At 66.6% G+C, this 17,959-nt stretch carries 16 protein-coding genes; 7 read left to right on the top strand and 9 right to left on the bottom strand.

All coding sequences use genetic code 11. From position 1 onward, the window contains the following. The 4 genes from tnpB to BM436_RS24505 form a co-directional block, all read right to left on the bottom strand. The coding region (gene tnpB / locus BM436_RS24520; protein ID WP_093558161.1) for an IS66 family insertion sequence element accessory protein TnpB at nt 1-333 on the bottom strand (333 nt) is incomplete at its 3' end. After that, on the bottom strand, nt 333-626 hold the full coding sequence (tnpA, locus tag BM436_RS24515) for an IS66 family insertion sequence element accessory protein TnpA (RefSeq protein ID WP_143133300.1): 294 nt from the start codon (nt 624-626) through the stop codon (nt 333-335). The genes tnpB and tnpA, both read right to left, overlap by 1 nt. A gap of 52 nt (nt 627-678) precedes the next feature. Then, a complete protein-coding gene (locus BM436_RS24510; protein ID WP_093558159.1) occupies nt 679-1,299 on the bottom strand; it encodes a glycoside hydrolase family 25 protein in 621 nt (206 codons plus the stop codon). A 123-nt stretch (nt 1,300-1,422) separates the two neighbouring features. Continuing rightward, nucleotides 1,423-4,383 carry an EAL domain-containing protein gene (locus tag BM436_RS24505; RefSeq protein ID WP_177307470.1) on the bottom strand — a complete coding sequence of 987 codons (2,961 nt, stop codon included), beginning with the start codon at nt 4,381-4,383 and terminating at the stop codon, nt 1,423-1,425. A 258-nt stretch (nt 4,384-4,641) separates the two neighbouring features. On the opposite strand from BM436_RS24505, the gene BM436_RS24500 reads away from it, so the two are divergent. Next, entirely contained in the window at nt 4,642-5,373 is a 732-nt protein-coding gene (locus BM436_RS24500) for a substrate-binding periplasmic protein (RefSeq protein WP_093558157.1), read from the top strand. 11 nt (nt 5,374-5,384) lie between these two features. Here BM436_RS24500 and BM436_RS24495 read toward each other — a convergent pair whose 3' ends face one another. From BM436_RS24495 to BM436_RS24475, 5 genes are all read right to left on the bottom strand, one after another. Then, nucleotides 5,385-6,104 carry a substrate-binding periplasmic protein gene (locus BM436_RS24495; protein ID WP_093558156.1) on the bottom strand — a complete coding sequence of 240 codons (720 nt, stop codon included), beginning with the start codon at nt 6,102-6,104 and terminating at the stop codon, nt 5,385-5,387. Between the two features lie 40 nt (nt 6,105-6,144). Beyond that, a complete protein-coding gene (locus BM436_RS38550) occupies nt 6,145-7,680 on the bottom strand; it encodes a methyl-accepting chemotaxis protein (RefSeq protein ID WP_143133299.1) in 1,536 nt (511 codons plus the stop codon). A gap of 307 nt (nt 7,681-7,987) precedes the next feature. Beyond that, a complete protein-coding gene (locus BM436_RS24485) occupies nt 7,988-9,142 on the bottom strand; it encodes a CaiB/BaiF CoA transferase family protein (protein WP_093558154.1) in 1,155 nt (384 codons plus the stop codon). Further along, a complete protein-coding gene (locus tag BM436_RS24480; RefSeq protein WP_093558153.1) occupies nt 9,139-10,737 on the bottom strand; it encodes a GMC family oxidoreductase in 1,599 nt (532 codons plus the stop codon). Before BM436_RS24480 ends, BM436_RS24485 begins: the two co-directional genes overlap by 4 nt. A gap of 46 nt (nt 10,738-10,783) precedes the next feature. Beyond that, nucleotides 10,784-11,311 (bottom strand): nuclear transport factor 2 family protein, encoded by a 528-nt coding sequence (locus BM436_RS24475; protein ID WP_218164921.1) that lies wholly within the window; start codon nt 11,309-11,311, stop codon nt 10,784-10,786. A gap of 165 nt (nt 11,312-11,476) precedes the next feature. On the opposite strand from BM436_RS24475, the gene BM436_RS24470 reads away from it, so the two are divergent. The 6 genes from BM436_RS24470 to fdhA all read left to right on the top strand — a co-directional run bounded on the left by BM436_RS24470 (nt 11,477) and on the right by fdhA (nt 17,937). Beyond that, complete coding sequence (locus tag BM436_RS24470) at nt 11,477-12,715, top strand: thiolase family protein (RefSeq protein WP_093558152.1); 1,239 nt, start codon at nt 11,477-11,479, stop codon at nt 12,713-12,715. A gap of 20 nt (nt 12,716-12,735) precedes the next feature. Then, nucleotides 12,736-14,283, top strand: a complete 1,548-nt coding sequence (locus BM436_RS24465; protein ID WP_093558151.1) for a class I adenylate-forming enzyme family protein — start codon at nt 12,736-12,738, stop codon at nt 14,281-14,283. A 13-nt stretch (nt 14,284-14,296) separates the two neighbouring features. Further along, the gene (locus BM436_RS24460) at nt 14,297-15,082 is read left to right on the top strand and encodes an enoyl-CoA hydratase/isomerase family protein (RefSeq protein ID WP_093558150.1); all 786 of its coding nucleotides are present in this window, start codon (nt 14,297-14,299) and stop codon (nt 15,080-15,082) included. A 44-nt stretch (nt 15,083-15,126) separates the two neighbouring features. Beyond that, nucleotides 15,127-15,897, top strand: a complete 771-nt coding sequence (locus tag BM436_RS24455; RefSeq protein ID WP_093558149.1) for an SDR family NAD(P)-dependent oxidoreductase — start codon at nt 15,127-15,129, stop codon at nt 15,895-15,897. 62 nt (nt 15,898-15,959) lie between these two features. Next, complete coding sequence (gene phbB, locus BM436_RS24450) at nt 15,960-16,700, top strand: acetoacetyl-CoA reductase (protein ID WP_093558171.1); 741 nt, start codon at nt 15,960-15,962, stop codon at nt 16,698-16,700. A gap of 34 nt (nt 16,701-16,734) precedes the next feature. Then, nucleotides 16,735-17,937 carry a formaldehyde dehydrogenase, glutathione-independent gene (fdhA, locus tag BM436_RS24445; protein ID WP_093558148.1) on the top strand — a complete coding sequence of 401 codons (1,203 nt, stop codon included), beginning with the start codon at nt 16,735-16,737 and terminating at the stop codon, nt 17,935-17,937. Nucleotides 17,938-17,959: the final 22 nt, after the last annotated feature.

Below are 17,959 nucleotides of genomic sequence, written 5' to 3'. Positions count from 1 at the left end.
CCATTGCGCCGGTGTCGGCGCCGACAGGCGCTGCCAGTCCACGCCCGCCACCAGCCACCGCCATTGCTCGGCGCTCATCTGCCAGCAGGCCTCGTCCGCTTGCGGCCAGACGAACTGCCCGCGGTGCAGCCGACGCAGGCACATCCAGACGCCGGTGCCGTCCCAGCACACCAGCTTGAGGCGGGTCCGGCGGCGGTTGGCAAACACGTAGGCGGTGCCGTCGCAAGGCGGGCGCCCCAGGGCCTGCTGCACATGCAAGGACAGCCCATCGATCCCTGTACGCATGTCCACCGCCGCTGTGGCCAGCCAGATCCCATCGGCTGCCAGCTGCATCACAGCGCGCGCATCAACTCGGCCAGCCAGCTGGCCGGCACATCGCCCGGCACGGTCAACGTCCAGCCGCGCTCGCTGCGCAGGCTGAGCGCCGCCGCTGGTGCCGGCACTGCTGCTATCCGCACCGGCAACAGAGCAGCTGCCACCTGGGACTGGGTCAACCGGCGTACCCAGTACCCTACCTGGCGCACCGGGAAGCCCTGCTCCAAAGCGTAGGCACGCTGTGACAGCCCACTGGCCTGCCATTGCGCCACCCGCTCTTGCCACAACTGTTCACGTTCCTTGTTTGCCACTATCGGTCTCCTAAAAATCGAGGAGCACAGTGTGGCGATGGAATTCAAGAAATCATAGGTGGCGCGGCTGAACGCTTACGTTGAAGTAGTTCATGTCGACATGGCCCGAGATCCCCGCGACGGTGCCGCTTTCGCTGTACTGCCAGAATTGATAGGGCGACGGCCAGCCCGTGGGCATGGTCGGCGCGTCGTCGCGATAGCTGGCGACCCACAGCGTGCAATCGGAAAAGCCCGCCGGGTTGCCCAGCTGCGCCCAGAAGCTCGCACGGGTATAGATGATGGGCGCGCGACCCACCCGGTCCTTCATGGTCTGTACCCAGCTGCGCAGCGCCGCGATGTAGGCCGGGTTGTCCGCGTTGTTCCATGGCCCGTCGTAATTCGGGTTGTCCTCGACGTCCAGCACCGGCGGCAGGTCGCCCGCGCCGATTTTGCAGGCGTCCATCGCCGCCAGCATCGCCTGTGTCTGCGCGGCGGGATCCATGCGCGCCCGGAAGAAGTGGTACAGGCCCGTCTTCATGCCGACAGCGCGCGCGGCGGCGACGTTGGGGGCGGCGGCCTTGTCGGCGGCGGTGCCGTAGACGCCCCGCACGAAGCAAAACGCGGTGCCCGCCTCGGCCACCTTGTGCCATTCGATCGGGCCGCTGCCCGCGTAGATGTCGATCCCGTTCAGCATCTTCCTCCCTCCGCTTTCCGTCACGCCGCCATTCGGCGTTCCCCATTTTGACCCGAAAGAGGCGCCGCAATCTCTCCAATGGTCACAGTTGTCCGCACGCGACAGCTACGGATCCGCCGTCGATCATGCCCATGACGCGGACGCGCCCTTGGCCGCCAGTACGGCGTTGAACTCGGCCAGCGGCATTGGTTTGCCGAACAGGTAGCCCTGCGCCAGACGGCAGCCGTGCGCCATCAGGTATTCGGCCTGCGCGGCCGTCTCCACGCCTTCGGCCACGGTCTCCAGCCGCAGCGCGGCGGCGATCGATAATATCGCCTTGACCAACTCGCATTTGTCGCGCTGCTCAGGCACGTCGTGCACGAAGGAGCGGTCGATCTTGAGCTGGCCGACCGGGAAGCGGTTCAGATAGCTGAGCGCGGAATAGCCGGTACCGAAGTCGTCGATCGCGATCGACAGTCCCATGCCGTGCAGTGTCTCCAGCGTGGCGGCCACGTCGCGGCTGTCCTCCAGCAGCAGGCTCTCGGTGATCTCCAGCTCCAGCCACGCCGGATTGCAGCCGGTCTCGTCGAGGATGCGGCGCACCGTGCCGGCCAGGTCGTTGCGCACGAACTGGCGCGTCGACAGATTCACCGCCACCCGCACCGGCTCCGCCCGCTCCCGGTTCCAGCGCACCGCGTCTTCGCAGGCGGTCTGCAACACCCATTCCCCGATGTTGACGATCAGGCCGCTGGCTTCGGCGGCCGGGATGAAGCGGTCCGGCGGCACTATTTCGCCGCCGGCGCGGCGCCAGCGCAGCAGCGCCTCGGCACTGACCATGCGTCCGCTCTGAAGCTCGATCTGCGGCTGGTAGTACAGCATCAGCTCCCCCTTTTTCTGCGCCCGCCGCAGCGCGGCCTCCAGCGCCAGCCGCTCTTGCGAACGGCGCGTGAATTCGGGCTGGTAGAACTGGAAGTTGTTGCGCCCCATCTGCTTGGCGTGGTACATGGCCGAGTCGGCATACTTGTAGAGGGCGTCGATGACGGTGCTGTCGTCCGGATACTGCGCGATGCCGATGCTGCACGACACGAACAGCTCCTGGCCGTCCACCACGAACGGCTCGGCCAGGGCGCGCAAGACCTTGCCGCCCACCGTCGCCAGGTCGTCGCCCTTGCGCATGTTCGGCAGCAGCACCGAAAATTCGTCGCCGCCCAGCCGCGCCACCGTGTCGCATAGGCGCACGCTGGCGGTCAGGCGCTGGGCCACCATGCGCAGCAGTTCGTCGCCGGCGCCGTGGCCCATGGTGTCGTTGATTTCCTTGAAGTGGTCCAGGTCCAGCATCATCAGGCCAAACCGGTGGCCGTAGCGGGCGCCGTTGGCGATGGCCTGGCGGATGCGGTCGGACAGCATGGTGCGGTTGGGCAGGCCGGTCAGCGCGTCGCTGAATGCCTGGCGGTGGATCACGCGCCGATACTCGTCGATCTCGGTGATGTCGCGGCCGATGGCCAGCACTTGGCTCACCCGGCCGGCCAGGTCGAATTCCGGGCAGATGCGCACGTGCAGGCAGGTGTCGGGCCCGCCGATCGGCCACGCCAGTTCGAGGCTGCGCTCCGTGCCCTGCGTGATCACCGCGCGGATGGCTTCGAGATACCGCGCGCCGGACTCGCCGCCGGGAAGCTCGGCCGGCGTGGTGCCGAGTATGCGCGTGACGTCGCCGCCCAGCGACGTCACGCCGCGCGGGTTGGTGTAGACGCGGCGGCAGTCGAGATCGTAGCGCGAAACGATGTCCGGCGAATTCTCCACCAGCGCGCGGAATTCCTGCTCGCGCTTGCGCAGCAAGGCCTCCAGGCGTTTGAGCTCGGAAATATCGCGCATGATGGACAGCACGCCCACCACCTTGCCATCGGCGGCCAGTTCCGGCCCGAAGTGGTTCTGGAAGTGGCGCACGCTCCCATCCGGGGCGTGGTAGCCGATCTCGTCGACGAGGTGCTTGCCGGTCGCCAGCACCTGACGGATATTGGCCATCAGCCGCTCGTTATCGGCGCCGACGGCGAGCGGGGCGTCGCTTGGCGTCACGCCGATCAGCTCCGCCGCCGGCTTGCCGGTCACGCGCTCGACCGCCGGGCTGACATAGGTGCGGCGGCACTGCGTGTCGTAGCGGAACAGCGGGTCCGGCAGGTTCTCGACCAGTGTGCGGTAGCTGCGCTCGCGCCGCTGCAGCAGCACCTCCAGGCGCTTGCGCTCGGTGATGTCGTGCGCGAAGCCGTGCCACTGCGTGGCGCCCCCGGGCTCGCGTTGCGGCAGCGAGCGGGCCTCCAGCCAGCGCTCCCCTTTTTCCGGGTGCCTGATGCGGAATTCACCCTGCAGCGGTGACAGGGTCCGGGCCGACTCCACCATGGCCCGCATGCTGGCCGCGTAGTCGTCCGGATGGATGGCCGACAGCAAGCGCGTGGCGTTGTGCTCCATGTCGCCCGGCTGCAGCCCGAAAATGTCCTGCATGCCGGCGCTGACGAAAGGCAGGGCGACGCCGCCGTCCGCTTGCAGGCTCAGGGTGTAGAAGTAGCCGGGCGTGCTGGCGACGAAGCGGGACAGGCGTTGCAGGCCGGCCTGCTCGACCTCGGCGCGTTCATACGCCAGGCGACGCGCCTCCTCGGCCCGGCGGGCGTGGATGTTGCGCGTGTACGCGATGGTGAGGCTGGCGCCTTCGTGCATCTGGCACAGCAGCATCACCTCCACCGGCACCATCTCGCCCGAGGCGAGGCGGTGCGTGGTCTCGAGCGTCTCCGAATCGCCATGCTTGAGGCGCTGGTGGAGCGCCGCGATCGCGGCCGTGTCCAGGTTGGAATCCCAGTCGGGGGGGCGCCAGGTCAGCAAGGTTTCGCGGGGCACGCCGAAGTGCAGGCAGGCGGCGTCGTTGGCGAAGAGCACTTGGCCGCCGTCGGCCATGTCGTGCACGGTCACGGCGACGTCCTTGACCTGGTTGATCATGTCGCGGAACAGCGCACCCTCCCGCACCAGCGCCTTCAGGCGCTGTACGCGGCGGGTTTGCAGGGTGATGGCGCAAACGGCCAGCAGCAGGAGGACCGCCCAGGCGGCAGGTGGAATCATGGCAGGCGACAAGTAGGGCGGGTGACCGCCCATCGTACGGCGGCCCGCCTTGAAAATACATCAGGGTATCCCGGAACTTTGGTAGGGAAATCCTTACCAAGGTTTTTCCGGTGGAACTGGCCCGCGTCTTCACAGCGTTCACTGAACGTTGGCTGGTCGCCGCCGTACAACAAGGGAAAAATCGTTCCCAGGCGCCTGCTCCCAAGCATCGCGCGGCGTGCTACGCTGACGTTATATCCCCTCGGAATTCCCCTGTTCATGTCGCTACGCATGCGCACGTTCCCCGTCCTGGCTGCGCTGCTGATGGCGGCGGGCCAGCCGCTGCGCGCCCAGCCGCCCGGCATGTACGTGTACGAGGTGGCCCCCCTGTTTTACCGCGACAAGGGCGTGCCGCGCGGCGTGCTGTACGAGATGATGCTGGATCTGCGCAGCCGCGCCGGCCATGCCGGCCCGGTCATCGCGGTGCCGCTGCGCCGCGAACTGGTGCTGCTGAACGGCGCGCCGGGCTCGGTCGGTACGCTGGCCCGCTCGCCGCTCCTGGAGAACCAGTACCGCTGGCTGTGCAAGCTGTGGGAAGACCGCATCATGCTGGTGGCCAGCGAGGCGACCGACGTGGGCATCGCCACGGTGGAGGAGGCGCGGGCGCTGCGGCTGGGCGTGGTGATGGGCAGTCCGTCCGAGGAACTGGCCCGCGCGCTGGGCTTCACGCGCATGGAACCGGCCGTCAGTTCGGCGGCCAACGCTGGCAAGCTCGCCAGGGGACGCATCGACGTGTGGATGGTGGCGCAGAGCATCGCGGAGCACGAGCAGCGCCAGTTGGGCGCGGCCACGCTGCGGCTGCGCCTGGGCGCGGTGCTGCAGCCCGTCCATGTCTATCTGGCGGGCGGGCGCGCCATGGACGACGCCACCGCCGCCAAGTGGGAGAACGCCTGCGCCGCCATGCAAAAAGACGGTACGCAGGCGCGCATCCTGCAGCAATACGGCTACTGAGGCAGAACCGCTCAGGGCTCGACGCCAGTGCTGAGGAATTCCTTTTCATACTGCGCGGTAAGCTTGTCCAGTTCGCCGGACTGTTTCATCGCGGCGGTGGTTTTCGCCAGTTTATCGGCGGTCTGGCGTTTGGCGGGATTGAAGATCGCGCCTTGGTCGAATTTCGCCAGCGTGGCCAGCGGCTTGATATCGCCGAGCTTCATTTTCTTCAAGCGGTAATTGCCATCGATCTCGCTCGATACGGCAATGTCGATCTTGCCCTCGTCCAGCATCAAGAACAATTGCTCAGGCCCGTTTACCTCGGTGACTTTCATTCCCGCGGTGACGGTCATCGCGTGCGCCACGCCGCGGATGATGCCGACGCGGTATTGCTTCAGATCGGCGATCGACGAAACCGATTTATCCTTCTTTCCAAACGCGGTGGAAACCAGGTAGTAATACAAGGGCTTGCTTTGTACCAGCGTCGGATTTTTGGCGGCATAGGCGTCAATGCGCGCGATCTCGCCGTCGATTTCACCCGACAGGTTCAGTTCGTTGGCGCGCGCGGCGGGCAGGGGTTTGACCTTCACAGTGACGCCCGCCTTGTTGCCGATATCGGTGATGAGCTTGGCCGCCACCCACTGGTCGGCGAGCCCTTGGTTGCGTCCCAGCGTCACCTCTTCCGCAATGGCGGAAGAGAAAACGCCCACCGAAGCCAACAACGTGCACAGCCATTTTTTGTTTTTCATCATCGGTTTCTTTCCTAAGGAGTAAAGTTTAAATCCCGCCAAATCAAGCGGCGGATATTCTTATGCGCCGCTCCCGCGCGGCGATGGGCGCCTGGACGGCCGCGGAGGGGACGGCGGCGAGGCGCGGCGCCGTTTCGGAAAGACGGAACACGCTCAACGCCGTCTCCAAGGCCGCCGTCTGTACTTTCAAGGAGTCGGCGGTGGCGGCCGCTTCCTCCACCAGCGCCGCATTTTGCTGGGTCGTTTGATCCATCAAGCTGATCGCCTCGCAAGCATGGGCGATGCCCACTGTCTGTTCCTCGCTGGCGGTCATGATGGAGGTCATGATTTCCGTCACTTGTTTGACGCTGGTGACGACCTCATTCATTATCTGCCCGGCCTGGTTCACCAGTTCGGTGCCCGTGCCGACCTTGTCGACCGAGTCGCTGATCAACGTCTTGATTTCCTGCGCCGCCGCCGCGGACCGGTGCGCCAGGTTGCGCACTTCCGACGCCACCACGGCGAAGCCGCGTCCCTGCTCACCCGCGCGCGCCGCCTCGACGGCCGCGTTCAGCGCCAGGATATTGGTCTGGAAAGCGATACTGTCGATCACGGCGATGATGTTGACGATTTTGTGGGAGGCGTCGTTAATCTCGGTCATCGTGGCGATCACCTTGGCGACCGCCACGCCACCCTTGCCGGCGATGTCGGAAGCGGATTGCACCAGATGATTGGCGGTCTTGGCATTGCCCGCGTTTTGATTGACGGTCTTGGTCAACTCGGCCATCGCGGCGCTGGTTTCCTCCAGCGACGAGGCCTGGGATTCGGTGCGGGCTGACAGGTCGAGATTGCCGGTGGCGATCTCGGAAGAGGCCGCCGCGATAAGATCGGTTCCTTCGTGCACTTGTTCTATGATTTTTTGCAAGCGGCCGATGAAGGTATTGAAGTTGTCGGCGACTTCGGTAAATTCGGCATTGATGCTTGCCGGTAGGCGCTTCGTTAAATCCACGTCGCCCACGGCGATATTGTGGAGGGCTTCCCGCACCTGCTTTAAAGGCCGCAGCACGACTGAATTCAAACTGTGGGAGAGCGCGAATAGCAGCACGGCGTTGAGCACGAAAATGGCCAGGGCCAGCCACATCAGGTCGTTGTGCAAGGCGCCGTGCATTTCGGTGTAGGCGATGAAAACCGTGACCTCGCCGACCGGATTGGGTTTGCCGTCCTCGATGTACGCCAGCTTGGCGCTACGGCTGGCGTCGGACTGCCGCGGCTTGTCCGCGCCGATTGTCACGGAGCCGTCGGCCGCGCGTCCCGTTCCCCCGATAATCTTGGGGCCATTATTAATAACAATGCCAACGATGAATCCAGCCGACATTTCGGCCCGCAATCCCTGTTCCACCCCTTTTTTATCGGAATTCCATATCGCGATGGGCAAACTCATCGTCATGCGGCTGATCGCCGCCTGTACTTGCCGTTCAATCTCGGCTTCCCGTTCTCCCTTGGTCTTGACGTAATTGACAGCGCCAAAGAGGGAAAGCAGCGAAGTTATAATGACCAGAAATCTGAAATTCAGGCGGAACGCTATACTGTGGACCTTCACTCACTGCTCCCATAACCGTCGATAAGAAAACTCAAGCACTGTTCAGATAACGCCTTGTTTTGCGTGCTCCCGTACAAGGTGCCACTTGAAACAGTGCTTTGTCATTTACTTTGAGGGTGGAAACTTTTATTCCCTCGCGGAATATATTAGCGGATGAAAGTCGTAGGCGACTTGTTAATCATTGAAAACGTTGTCATTTCCCAACGGAATGAACAATTATGAAGGGGTGAAAATAGACTCTGTTCATAATCGCCGGAGCTAATAAAAAATAGATTGTTAATTCCTGCTCGGAAAATAAAGTCTGTTCTTATTGGCTTGATCCGATTATCAAGGCTATTTCCGCCTTCCCCACCCCCCAGTCGGCCAGCAGCGCGGCGGCCGGTCCCAGGTCGGCCGCCGCGTGCGCGGTGGGCGTGGCGCCGAAGCGGGGCGCGGCCGCCGGAACCGGATGCTCGCCGCCGACAAACACCCCCCTGGCCTGGTTGTGCGGATGATGCACGGCCTCGCCCATGTCCAGCACCGGCGACACGCAGGCGTTCGCGTGTTCGAGGATGGCGGTCCATTCCGCGCGCGTGCGGGTCTTGAACACCTCGGCGAAGCGGCGCCGCAGCACCGGCCAGCCGGCACGGTCGTACTGCGCCGGCAGCTCCTCTTGCTCCAGTCCCAGCCCCTTGAGCAGCGCCTGGTAGAACGGCGGCTCCAGCGACACGGCCACCATGTATTTGCCGTCCGCCGTTTCATACGCGCTGCCGAAGGGGCAGCTGCCGTCCAGCATGTTCACGCCGCGCTGGTCGCTCCAGATGCCGTGGTCGCGCATCGCGTACACCATGCCCATCAGCGAAGCAACGCCGTCGACCATGGCCGCGTCGACCACTTGGCCCTGGCCGCTGGCGCGCGCGTGCACCAGCGCCGCCAGCACCCCCATGGCGAGGTAGAGCGCGCCGCCGCCCAGGTCGCCGACCAGGTTCAGTGGCGGCACCGGCGCGCCGTCGGCACTGCCGATCGAATGCAGGGCGCCGGTGATGGCCAGGCAGTTCGGATCGTGGCTGGGCGCCTGCGCCAGCGGCCCGTCCTGGCCCCATCCCGTCATGCGGCCGAACACCATGGCCGGGTTGCGCGCCAGGCACTGCTCCGGCCCCAGGCCCATGCGCTCCATCGCGCCCGGACGGAAGCCTTCGATGACGATGTCGACCCGCGGCAGGATGTCGAGCAGCGCGGCGCGCGCGGCCGGCTGCTTCAGGTCCAGCGCCAGCCGGCTGCGGCCGCGCCAGATCGGGTCCTTGTGCTCCGGCACCGGCATCTGCGCGGCCTGGCCGGGCGGCGCCACCTGCAGGATCTCGGCGCCCATGTCGGCCAGCAGCATGCCGGCGAACGGCGCCGGGCCGATGCCGCGGAATTCGACGATGCGCACGCCGTGCAGCGGGCCGCGCCGGGCGGCCGGGTTCAATGTATTCGTGCTCATGCCGCCAAATCCTCTTTAATCAGGTCGGAGGCGCGTTCGCCTATCATCACGACCGTCGCGTTGATGTTCCCGGCCGGAAGCGTCGGCATCACCGACGCGTCGGCCACCCACAGGCCCTGCACGCCGCGCACGCGCAAGCGGTGGTCGACCACGCTGTCGGCGTCGTCGCCCATCTTGCAGGTGCCGGCCGGGTGGTACATGCAGCAGGCGGCCATGCGGGCGAACTCGCGCAGCTGCGCGCGCGATTGCAGGGCCACGCCCGGCCGCATCTCGCCGACGAAGTGCTTGCTCAGCGCGGGCTGCTGGACGATCTTGCGCACCAGTTCCAGTCCCTCCACCAGCTGGTCCAGATCGTCCTCGACGCCGAGCAGGCGGTGGTGGATGACCGGCTTGTCGTCCGGGTTGGCCGAGCGCAGGCCGACCGTGCCCCGGCTTTGCGGACGGTTGACCGACACCATGGTGCTGATCGACGGCTGTTCGCACAGGCGGATCGCGCCCTTGTCGTCCAGTTCAAAGGCGAGTGGCGCCATGATCAGTTGCAGGTTCGGCGCCGGCGCGTCCTTGCGCGTGCTCACGAAGGCTTGCGCGTGGCCGATCGGCGAGGTGAGGGGGCCGCGTCCGCGCGCCAGGAAGTTCAGGCCGTGCAGCAGGCCGTTCACCTTGCTCCGGTCGCTGTTCAGCGTCGGCACATTGACTTCGCAGGAGAAGTGCACGCCCGCGTGGTCCTGCAGGTTGGCGCCGACGCCGGGCGAGTCGACCGCCACTTCGATGCCGTGTTCGCGCAGCTGCGCGGCGGGGCCTATGCCCGACAACATCAGCAGTTTCGGCGACGCGAGCGCGCCGGCGCTGAGCACCACGCCGCGCCTCGCGCTCACGTTCCTGAGAACCCCGCCCTGCACGTAATCGACGCCCACCGCGCGCCCGTCGCGCACCTGGATGCGGCTCGCCACCGCCTCCAGTTCCACGCGCAGGTTGGCGCGCTTCTTCACCGGCCAGATATAGGCGGCAGCCGTCGAATGGCGCCAGCCCTTGCGCTGCGACGCCTGCACATAGCCGACGCCCTCGGCCACCGCGCCGTTCAGGTCCGCGCTGCGCGGAATGCCGGCCTGCGTGGCGGCGTCGACCCAGGCCTCGGTCAGCGGGTGCCGCATCGCCACCTCGGCCACCGACAGCGGACCGTCGCCGCCGCGCGAGGCGTCCGCGCCGCCCATATTGGTTTCCAGCCGTTTGAAGTAGGGCAGCACGGAGGCGTAGTCCCAGCCTGGATTGCCGGCCTTGGCCCAGGCGTCGTAATCGTGCCGGTGGCCGCGGATGAACATCATGCCGTTGATGGCGCTGCCGCCGCCCAGCCGCTTGCCTGCCGCCCAGTGCTCGGTGCGTCCGCCGCGCGAGGCGTCGGGCTCGAGCTGGTAGCACCAGTCGAACGCCGGGTTCTGCACCGCCATGATGTTGGCGACCGGCACCCGGGTGAACGGATGCTTGTCCGACGCGCCCCCCTCCAGCAGCAGCACCGAATAGCGCCCGTCCTCGGACAGGCGATGGGCCAGCACGCAGCCCGCCGAGCCGCCCCCGATCACAACAATATCAACCACCATGACACCGCTCCCCTATGTGTGCGTCGAAAATCTTCAGGCCGGATTTTCAGTTCGGATTCGGCCGGATCACCAGTTGCGGCGGGCGCTTGCGCGCGATCTTCTCGCCGTGGCCGGGGAAGTTGCGCAGCACGGGGCCGTCCCACAGGCGTATCAGGCGCTCGCTGAAGAGCCATGCCCCGTCCACCTTGACCACCTGGTCCTCGTAATAGCCGGCGAAGCGCACCGGGAACGGCGGCTCGTTCTGGCACTCGCTGACGAAGGCGAAGGAGCGCACGGCGCGCTTGCCGCCGGCGCCGCTGATCTGGATCTGCGTCACGTGGTGCTGGCGGCCGGGGAAGTTGGGCACGTTGCGATAGTGCTCGCCCAGGCGGCGCAGCTCGGCGTGGCCGCGCCAGTGGTCGGCCTCCTCGAACACGTCCTCGATCACGGCGCCGTCGGGCACGAAGCACGCGACCAGCGCGTCCACGTCGCCCGTGTCCAGCGCCCACGCGTACCGCGCGATCAAGTCCTCGATCGCGAAGCGGTCCTCCAGTTGGTTCAGGCGTTGTTCCACCGTCATGGCGTTGTTGTTCATGTGGCCAGTCTCCTTGTAGGTATGCCGCCAATGTAGGCGCGAACGCCTGGCGCCACAGTCCCACCCAAAGACGACAGCGTGTAGCTCTTCAATACGACAGCAATAAAAACCAGCGTCGATAACATGAAGCCATCACAACCTGGACGAGCAACTGGAGAACGCGAGATGAGAGATGTATTCGTAATCGGTGTCGGCATGACGCCGTTTGGCCGCCACATGGACAAGTCCTGCGCGGCGATGGCGCGCGAAGCGGTGATCCTGGCGATGACGGACGCCGGCGCGACGGCGTCCGACCTGGGCGTGGCCTTTTACGCCAACACCGTGCAAGGCGCGATCGAGGGACAGTACGGCATCAAGGGCCAGCACGCGCTGCGGGCGCTCGGCATCGAGGGCATCCCCGTGTTCAACGTGGAAAACGCCTGCAGCGGCTCGGGCGCCGCGCTCAACCTGGCCTATTCCCAGGTGGCCGGCGGCTTCGCCGACGTGGCGCTGGCGGTGGGCTCGGAAAAGCTCAACACCAAGGACGCCGAGAAGCGCTTCGCCGCCTTCAACCAGCCCGACGACGTGGCCGCCGTCACCAGGTTCCTGGAAACCTACAACCCGCTGGTGGCCGACGTGGTGCCGCCGCCGTCGGTGGTGATCGATCCCGCCATGCGCAGCATCTTCATGGACGCCTACGCGATCAACGCCAAGCAGCACATGAAGAAGCACGGCACCACCTGGCGCCAGATCGCCGCCGTCGCGGCCAAGAACCACGGCCACTCCACCATGAATCCGCTGGCGCAGTTCCAGAACGCGATGAGCATCGAGGAGATCCTGGCCGGCCGCGTGATCGCCTGGCCGCTGACGCTGCCGATGTGCGCCCCCATCAGCGACGGCGCGACCGCCACCATCATCTGCTCGGCCGACGCGCTCAAGCGCTTCAACGGCAAGCGCGCCATCCGCATCCTGGCCAGCGTGATGCGCAGCGGCACCGACCGCGATTTCCTGGACGTCGAGAACACCGCCTGCCGCCTGGCCGCCTTCGAGGCCTACGACAAGGCCGGCATCGGTCCCAAGGACATCTCGGTGGCCGAGGTGCACGACGCCAGCGCCTACGCGGAAATCGCGCAGACCGAATACCTGGGCCTGTGCGAGTTCGGCGCGGGCGGCCTGATGGCCGAACGCGGCGACACCACCCTGGGCGGCCGCATTCCGGTCAACGTCTCCGGCGGCCTGGAGTCGAAGGGCCACCCGGTGGCGGCCACCGGCCTGGCGCAGATTCACGAACTGGTCACGCAGCTGCGCGGCGAGGCCGGCAAGCGCGGCGTGGAAGGCGCGCGTTTCGGCCTGTCCTGCAACGGCGGCGGCTTCATCGGCGTCGAGGAGGCGATCACCTGCGTCACCTTGCTCGGCCGCGACTGAGCCGCATCGGGATCACGGCCATGCAACTCATCGACTTTTTCGACAAGGGCGCCGCGCGCGATCCGGCGCGCGCCTTCCTGGTCGACGACGCGGGCGGCCGGACCTATGGCCAGGTCCAGGCGCTGTCGCACCGCATCGTCAACGCGCTGCGGCGCGACGGCGTCGCCGCCGGCGCCAAGGCGGCGGTCTACGCGCCGAACGCGACGCGCGCCTTCGAGTGCGTGATCGGCATCATCCGCGCGTGCTGCGTCTGGGTGCCGGTGAACGTGCGCAACCTGGTCGGCGACACCGCCTTCGTGCTCGACAACACCGACACCGAGCTGCTGTTCTACAGCGCGGAGTTCGCGGACCAGGCGCACGAGCTGCTGCGGGCCTGCCCGCGCATCCGCCGCGCCATCTGCCTCGACAGCGCCGCCACCGGCCATGTCGGCTTCGACGCGTGGCTGGCCGATACGGCGGAACGCTCGGAGGAGACCCCGGCCAGCCGGGACGACCCCATCACCCTGTTCAGCTCCGGCGGCACCACCGGCCGGCCCAAGGGCGTGGTGATGAGCCACGCCTGCTGGGAAACCATGATCGCCGGCACGCTGGCCCTGCAGCCGCACGCGCATCCGGTCCACCTGGTGGCCGCGCCCATGACGCACGCCGCCGGCGGCGGCGCGCTGGCCCTGCTGCCGATGGCCGCGACCAACGTGATGCTGCCCGCCTTCGATCCGGTGCGCGTGATGGAGGCCATCGAACGGCACCGGGTGACGCATCTGTTCCTGCCGCCGACCGCCGTCTACCGCCTGCTGGCCCACCCGGACGTGCGCAACTACGACTATTCCTCGCTGCGCTACTTCAACTACGCGTCCGCGCCCATGTCGCCGGACAAGGTGAGGGAAGCCATCGGCGTGTTCGGGCCGGTGATGATGACCGCCTTCGGCCAGAGCGAGTGCGGCGTCAACATCAGCTTCTTCTCGCCGCAGGACCACGTGGACGTGCTGGCCGCGCCGGACAGCCGCCGCCTGGCCAGTTGCGGGCGCGCCTCGCCGTTCGCCCGCGTCGCCATCATGGACGAGCAGGGCGGCCTGCTGGCGCCGGGCGAGCACGGCGAGATCGTCGTGCGCAGCAATTCGGTGATGCGGGGCTATTACAAGAACCCGGAGGAGACGGCCAGGGCGCGCGAACACGGCTGGCACCACACCGGCGACATCGGCTACCTCGATCCCGAGGGCTGGCTGTACCTGGTCGACCGCAAGCGCGACATGATCATTTCCGGCGGCTTCAACATCTTCCCCTCGGAGATCGAGAAGGTGGTGCTGGCCCATCCCGCCGTGCAGGACTGCAGCGTGGTCGGCGTGCCGGACGAGCTGTGGGGCGAGGCCATCAAGGCCGTCGTCCAGCTCAAGCCCGGCGGCGTGTTCGACGCGGCCGAGATGGAAGCGTTCTGCCGCCGCAGCCTGGGCGGCTACAAGGTGCCGAAATCGTTTGAAGTATGGCCGGAGCTGCCACGCAGCCCGGTGGGCAAGGTGCTCAAGCGCGAAGTGCGCGCGCGGTTCTGGCAAGGCCAGGGCCGCAATATTTAAAGGGGAAAAACACATGACCTATGAACATCTGCAAGTGGAAAAGCGCGGCCGCGTCGCGTGGCTGTACCTGAACCGTCCCGACAAGCTCAACGCCATGTCGACCCACACCATGAACGAGCTGCGCGACGCCCTCGCGGCCATGCGCGCGGACAAGGAGACGCGCGTCATCGTCTTCTCCGGCAAGGGCCGCGCCTTCTGTTCCGGCGCCGACCTGGAGTCCAAGCCGGACCCGGACGCGCCGCCCAGCGACGAGCCGACCTTCCTCGACGCCGCGCAAGGCATGGAGAACGAGTTGAACGGCATGACCAAGCCGGTGATCGCCGCGCTCAACGGCCTGACCTGCGGCGGCGGCCTGGAACTGACGATGATGTGCGACCTCGTCATCGCCGCCGAGGGCGTCAAGATCGGCGACGCGCATTCCAACGTCGGCATGCTGCCCGGCGGCGGCTCCAGCGTGCGCCTGCCGCGCATCGTCGGCATCAACCGCGCCCGCTACATCATGTACAGCGGCGACTTCTTCAGCGCCGCCGAGATGAAGGAATTCGGCCTGGTCAACAAGGTGGTGCCGGCCGAGGCGCTGGAGGAGGAGGTGCAGGCGCTGGCCGAGAAGCTGGCCGCCAAGAGCCCCCTGGGCCTCAAGCGCATGAAGCAATTGATCAACGACAGCTACGACCAGCCCACCGCCACCGCCCTGCGCGCCGAGAAGATGGTGGTGAAGGACCACCTCCATTCCTTCGACGCCTACGAGGGCGGCGCGGCCTTCGCGCAGAAGCGCAAGCCCGAATTCAAAGGCTATTAAACCTCCCAGCCGCACCCGGCAACCTTCGAAAGGAATCACCACTCATGAACATCGATAACAAAATCGCCATCATCACCGGCGGCGCGTCCGGCCTGGGTCAGGCCACGGCCGAACGCATCCTCGCCGCCGGCGGCAAGGTCGCCATCTTCGACCTGGACGACCAGCGCGGCCAAGCATTCGCCGACGCCCATCCGGGCAACGCCATCTACGTCAAGGTCAACGTGGCCGACGAGGCCTCGGCCGAAGCCGGCATCGCCGCCGTCATCGAGGCCTTCGGCACCATCCACATCTGCGTCAACTGCGCCGGCATCGGCGGCGGCACCCGCATCGTCGGCCGCAAGGGGCCGCACTCGATGGAGGCGTTCATGCGCATCCTGAACGTCAACCTGGTCGGCACCTTCAACATCATCCGCCTGGCCGCCGCGCAAATGCTGAAGAACGACCCGGTCGCCAAGAGCGGCGAGCGCGGCGTCATCGTCAACACCGCGTCGATCGCCGCGACCGAGGGCCAGATGGGGCAGGTCGCCTACGCCGCCAGCAAGGCCGGCGTGGTCGGCATGACGCTGCCGCTGACGCGCGACCTGGCCGAGCATGGCGTGCGCGTGTGCGCCATCATGCCCGGCCTGTTCGAGACGCCGCTGGTGAGCACCCTGCCGCAAGAGGTCCGTGACTACCTGGTGACGACGATGGAATTCCCGAAACGCGGCGGCGACCCCGCCGAATTCGCCGCGCTGGTCGGCCACATCATCGAGAACCCCTACCTGAACGGCGAAGTGATACGCCTGGACGGCGGCACCCGTCCGCCACCGCGTTAAACGCGGGCGGCGCACCGGGACGCCACGCGGGTGGCGTACGCAATCACACATGGGGACGAATGATGACGAGAATAGCACTGGTGACGGGCGGGATGGGCGGGCTGGGCGAGGGCATTTGCATCAAGATGGCGGCGCTGGGCTACCGGGTCATCACGACCCACTCGCCCGGCAACACCAAGGCCGGCGAGTGGCTGGCCGCGATGCGGGAACAGGGCCACGACTTCCGCGCCTATCCCTGCGACGTGGCCGATTACGACTCGGCCAGCGCCTGCGTGGCGCAAATCGTGCGGGATGTCGGTCCGGTCGATGTGCTGGTCAACAACGCCGGCATCGCGCGCGACATGACGTTCAAGAAAATGGACAAGATCAACTGGGACCTGGTGATGCGCACCAACCTCGACTCCATCTTCAACATGAGCAAGCAGGTCTGCGAGGGCATGGCCGATCGCGGCTGGGGGCGCATCATCAACATCTCCTCGGTCAACGGCCAGAAGGGCGCGTTCGGGCAGACCAACTATTCCGCCGCCAAGGCGGGCGTGCACGGCTTCACCAAGTCGCTGGCGCTGGAAGTGGCGCGCCGGGGCGTCACGGTGAACACCATCTCGCCAGGCTATATCGGCACCCGCATGGTGACGGCCATCCCCCAGTCCATCCTGGACAGCAAGATCGTGCCGCAAATCCCCATGGGCCGCCTCGGCAAGCCGGAGGAGGTCGCGGGCCTGGTCGCCTATCTCGCGTCGGAGGAGGCGGCCTTCGTCACCGGCGCCAACATCGCCATCAACGGCGGCCAGCACATGTGCTGAACCGACAATAAAACCATCCCAACAGGAGACAAGCATGGCCGAGAATCGCGGCGTCGTATATATCGGGGGCGGCAAGGTCGAGGTGCAATCGATTCCCTTCCCCAAACTGGTCAGCCCACGCGGCAAGACCATCGAGCATGGCGTGATATTGCGCGTCATTTCCACCAATATCTGCGGCTCGGACCAGCACATGGTGCGCGGCCGCACCACCGCGCCGACCGGCCTGGTGCTGGGCCATGAGATCACCGGCGAGGTGCTGGAAGCCGGCCGCGATGTCGAAACGCTCAAGAAGGGCGACATCGTGTCGGTGCCGTTCAACGTCGCCTGCGGCCGCTGCCGCACCTGCAAGGAGCAGCACACCGGCGTGTGCGAAAGCGTGAATCCGGCGCGCGCCGGCGGCGCTTATGGCTATGTCGACATGGGCGGCTGGATCGGCGGCCAGGCCGAATACGTGATGGTGCCCTACGCGGACTTCAACCTGCTGAAGTTCCCCGACCGCGACCGCGCGATGGAAAAGATCAACGACCTGACCTGCCTGTCCGACATCCTGCCGACCGGCTACCACGGCGCCGTCACCGCCGGCGTCGGCCCCGGCGCCACGGTCTACATCGCCGGCGCCGGCCCGGTCGGCCTGGCGGCCGCCGCGTCGGCCCGCCTGCTGGGCGCGGCCGTCGTGATCGTCGGCGACGTCAATCCGCTGCGCCTGGCCCACGCGCGCTCGGTCGGCTTCGAAACGGTGGACCTGTCGCGGGACGCCACGCTGGGCGAGCAGATCGCGCAGATCCTGGGCACGCCGGAGGTCGATTGCGCGGTCGATTGCGTGGGCTTCGAGGCGCGCGGCCACGGCCACGCCGGCGCCCAGGCCGAGGCGCCCGCCACGGTGCTCAATTCGCTGATGGAGATCACGCGCGCCGCCGGCAAGATCGGCATTCCGGGCCTGTACGTGACCGACGATCCGGGCGCGATCGACGCGGCCGCGCGGCGCGGCGCGCTGAGCATCCGTTTCGGACTGGGCTGGGCCAAGTCGCACAGCTTCCACACGGGGCAGACGCCGGTGATGAAGTACAACCGCCAGCTGATGCAGGCCATCCTGTGGGATCGCATCAAGGTGGCCGACATTGTCGGCGTGCAGGTGATCTCGCTGGACGATGCCCCCTCCGGCTACGGCGAGTTCGACGCCGGCGCGCCGAAGAAGTTCGTGATCGACCCGCACAATCTGCTCAAGCGCGCCGCCTGAGCGGCACGTGCAGCAGAATAGA

It is taken from the genome of Pseudoduganella namucuonensis (assembly GCF_900116645.1).
In the GTDB taxonomy this organism is placed as follows: domain Bacteria; phylum Pseudomonadota; class Gammaproteobacteria; order Burkholderiales; family Burkholderiaceae_D; genus Rugamonas; species Rugamonas namucuonensis.
Note: the sequence above shows the minus strand (reverse complement) of the source record. Positions and strands in the feature narration are given on the sequence as shown.

What these genes read in the sequence shown, in the direction of transcription:
- BM436_RS24510 (WP_093558159.1), bottom strand. Translation starts at nt 1,299, where the DNA reads ATGCTGAACGGGATCGACATCTACGCGGGCAGCGGCCCGATCGAATGG.
- BM436_RS24505 (WP_177307470.1), bottom strand. Translation starts at nt 4,383, where the DNA reads ATGATTCCACCTGCCGCCTGGGCGGTCCTCCTGCTGCTGGCCGTTTGC.
- BM436_RS24500 (WP_093558157.1), top strand. Translation starts at nt 4,642, where the DNA reads ATGTCGCTACGCATGCGCACGTTCCCCGTCCTGGCTGCGCTGCTGATG.
- BM436_RS24495 (WP_093558156.1), bottom strand. Translation starts at nt 6,104, where the DNA reads ATGATGAAAAACAAAAAATGGCTGTGCACGTTGTTGGCTTCGGTGGGC.
- BM436_RS24485 (WP_093558154.1), bottom strand. Translation starts at nt 9,142, where the DNA reads ATGAGCACGAATACATTGAACCCGGCCGCCCGGCGCGGCCCGCTGCAC.
- BM436_RS24480 (WP_093558153.1), bottom strand. Translation starts at nt 10,737, where the DNA reads ATGGTGGTTGATATTGTTGTGATCGGGGGCGGCTCGGCGGGCTGCGTG.
- BM436_RS24475 (WP_218164921.1), bottom strand. Translation starts at nt 11,311, where the DNA reads ATGAACAACAACGCCATGACGGTGGAACAACGCCTGAACCAACTGGAG.
- BM436_RS24470 (WP_093558152.1), top strand. Translation starts at nt 11,477, where the DNA reads ATGAGAGATGTATTCGTAATCGGTGTCGGCATGACGCCGTTTGGCCGC.
- BM436_RS24465 (WP_093558151.1), top strand. Translation starts at nt 12,736, where the DNA reads ATGCAACTCATCGACTTTTTCGACAAGGGCGCCGCGCGCGATCCGGCG.
- BM436_RS24460 (WP_093558150.1), top strand. Translation starts at nt 14,297, where the DNA reads ATGACCTATGAACATCTGCAAGTGGAAAAGCGCGGCCGCGTCGCGTGG.
- BM436_RS24455 (WP_093558149.1), top strand. Translation starts at nt 15,127, where the DNA reads ATGAACATCGATAACAAAATCGCCATCATCACCGGCGGCGCGTCCGGC.
- phbB (WP_093558171.1), top strand. Translation starts at nt 15,960, where the DNA reads ATGACGAGAATAGCACTGGTGACGGGCGGGATGGGCGGGCTGGGCGAG.
- fdhA (WP_093558148.1), top strand. Translation starts at nt 16,735, where the DNA reads ATGGCCGAGAATCGCGGCGTCGTATATATCGGGGGCGGCAAGGTCGAG.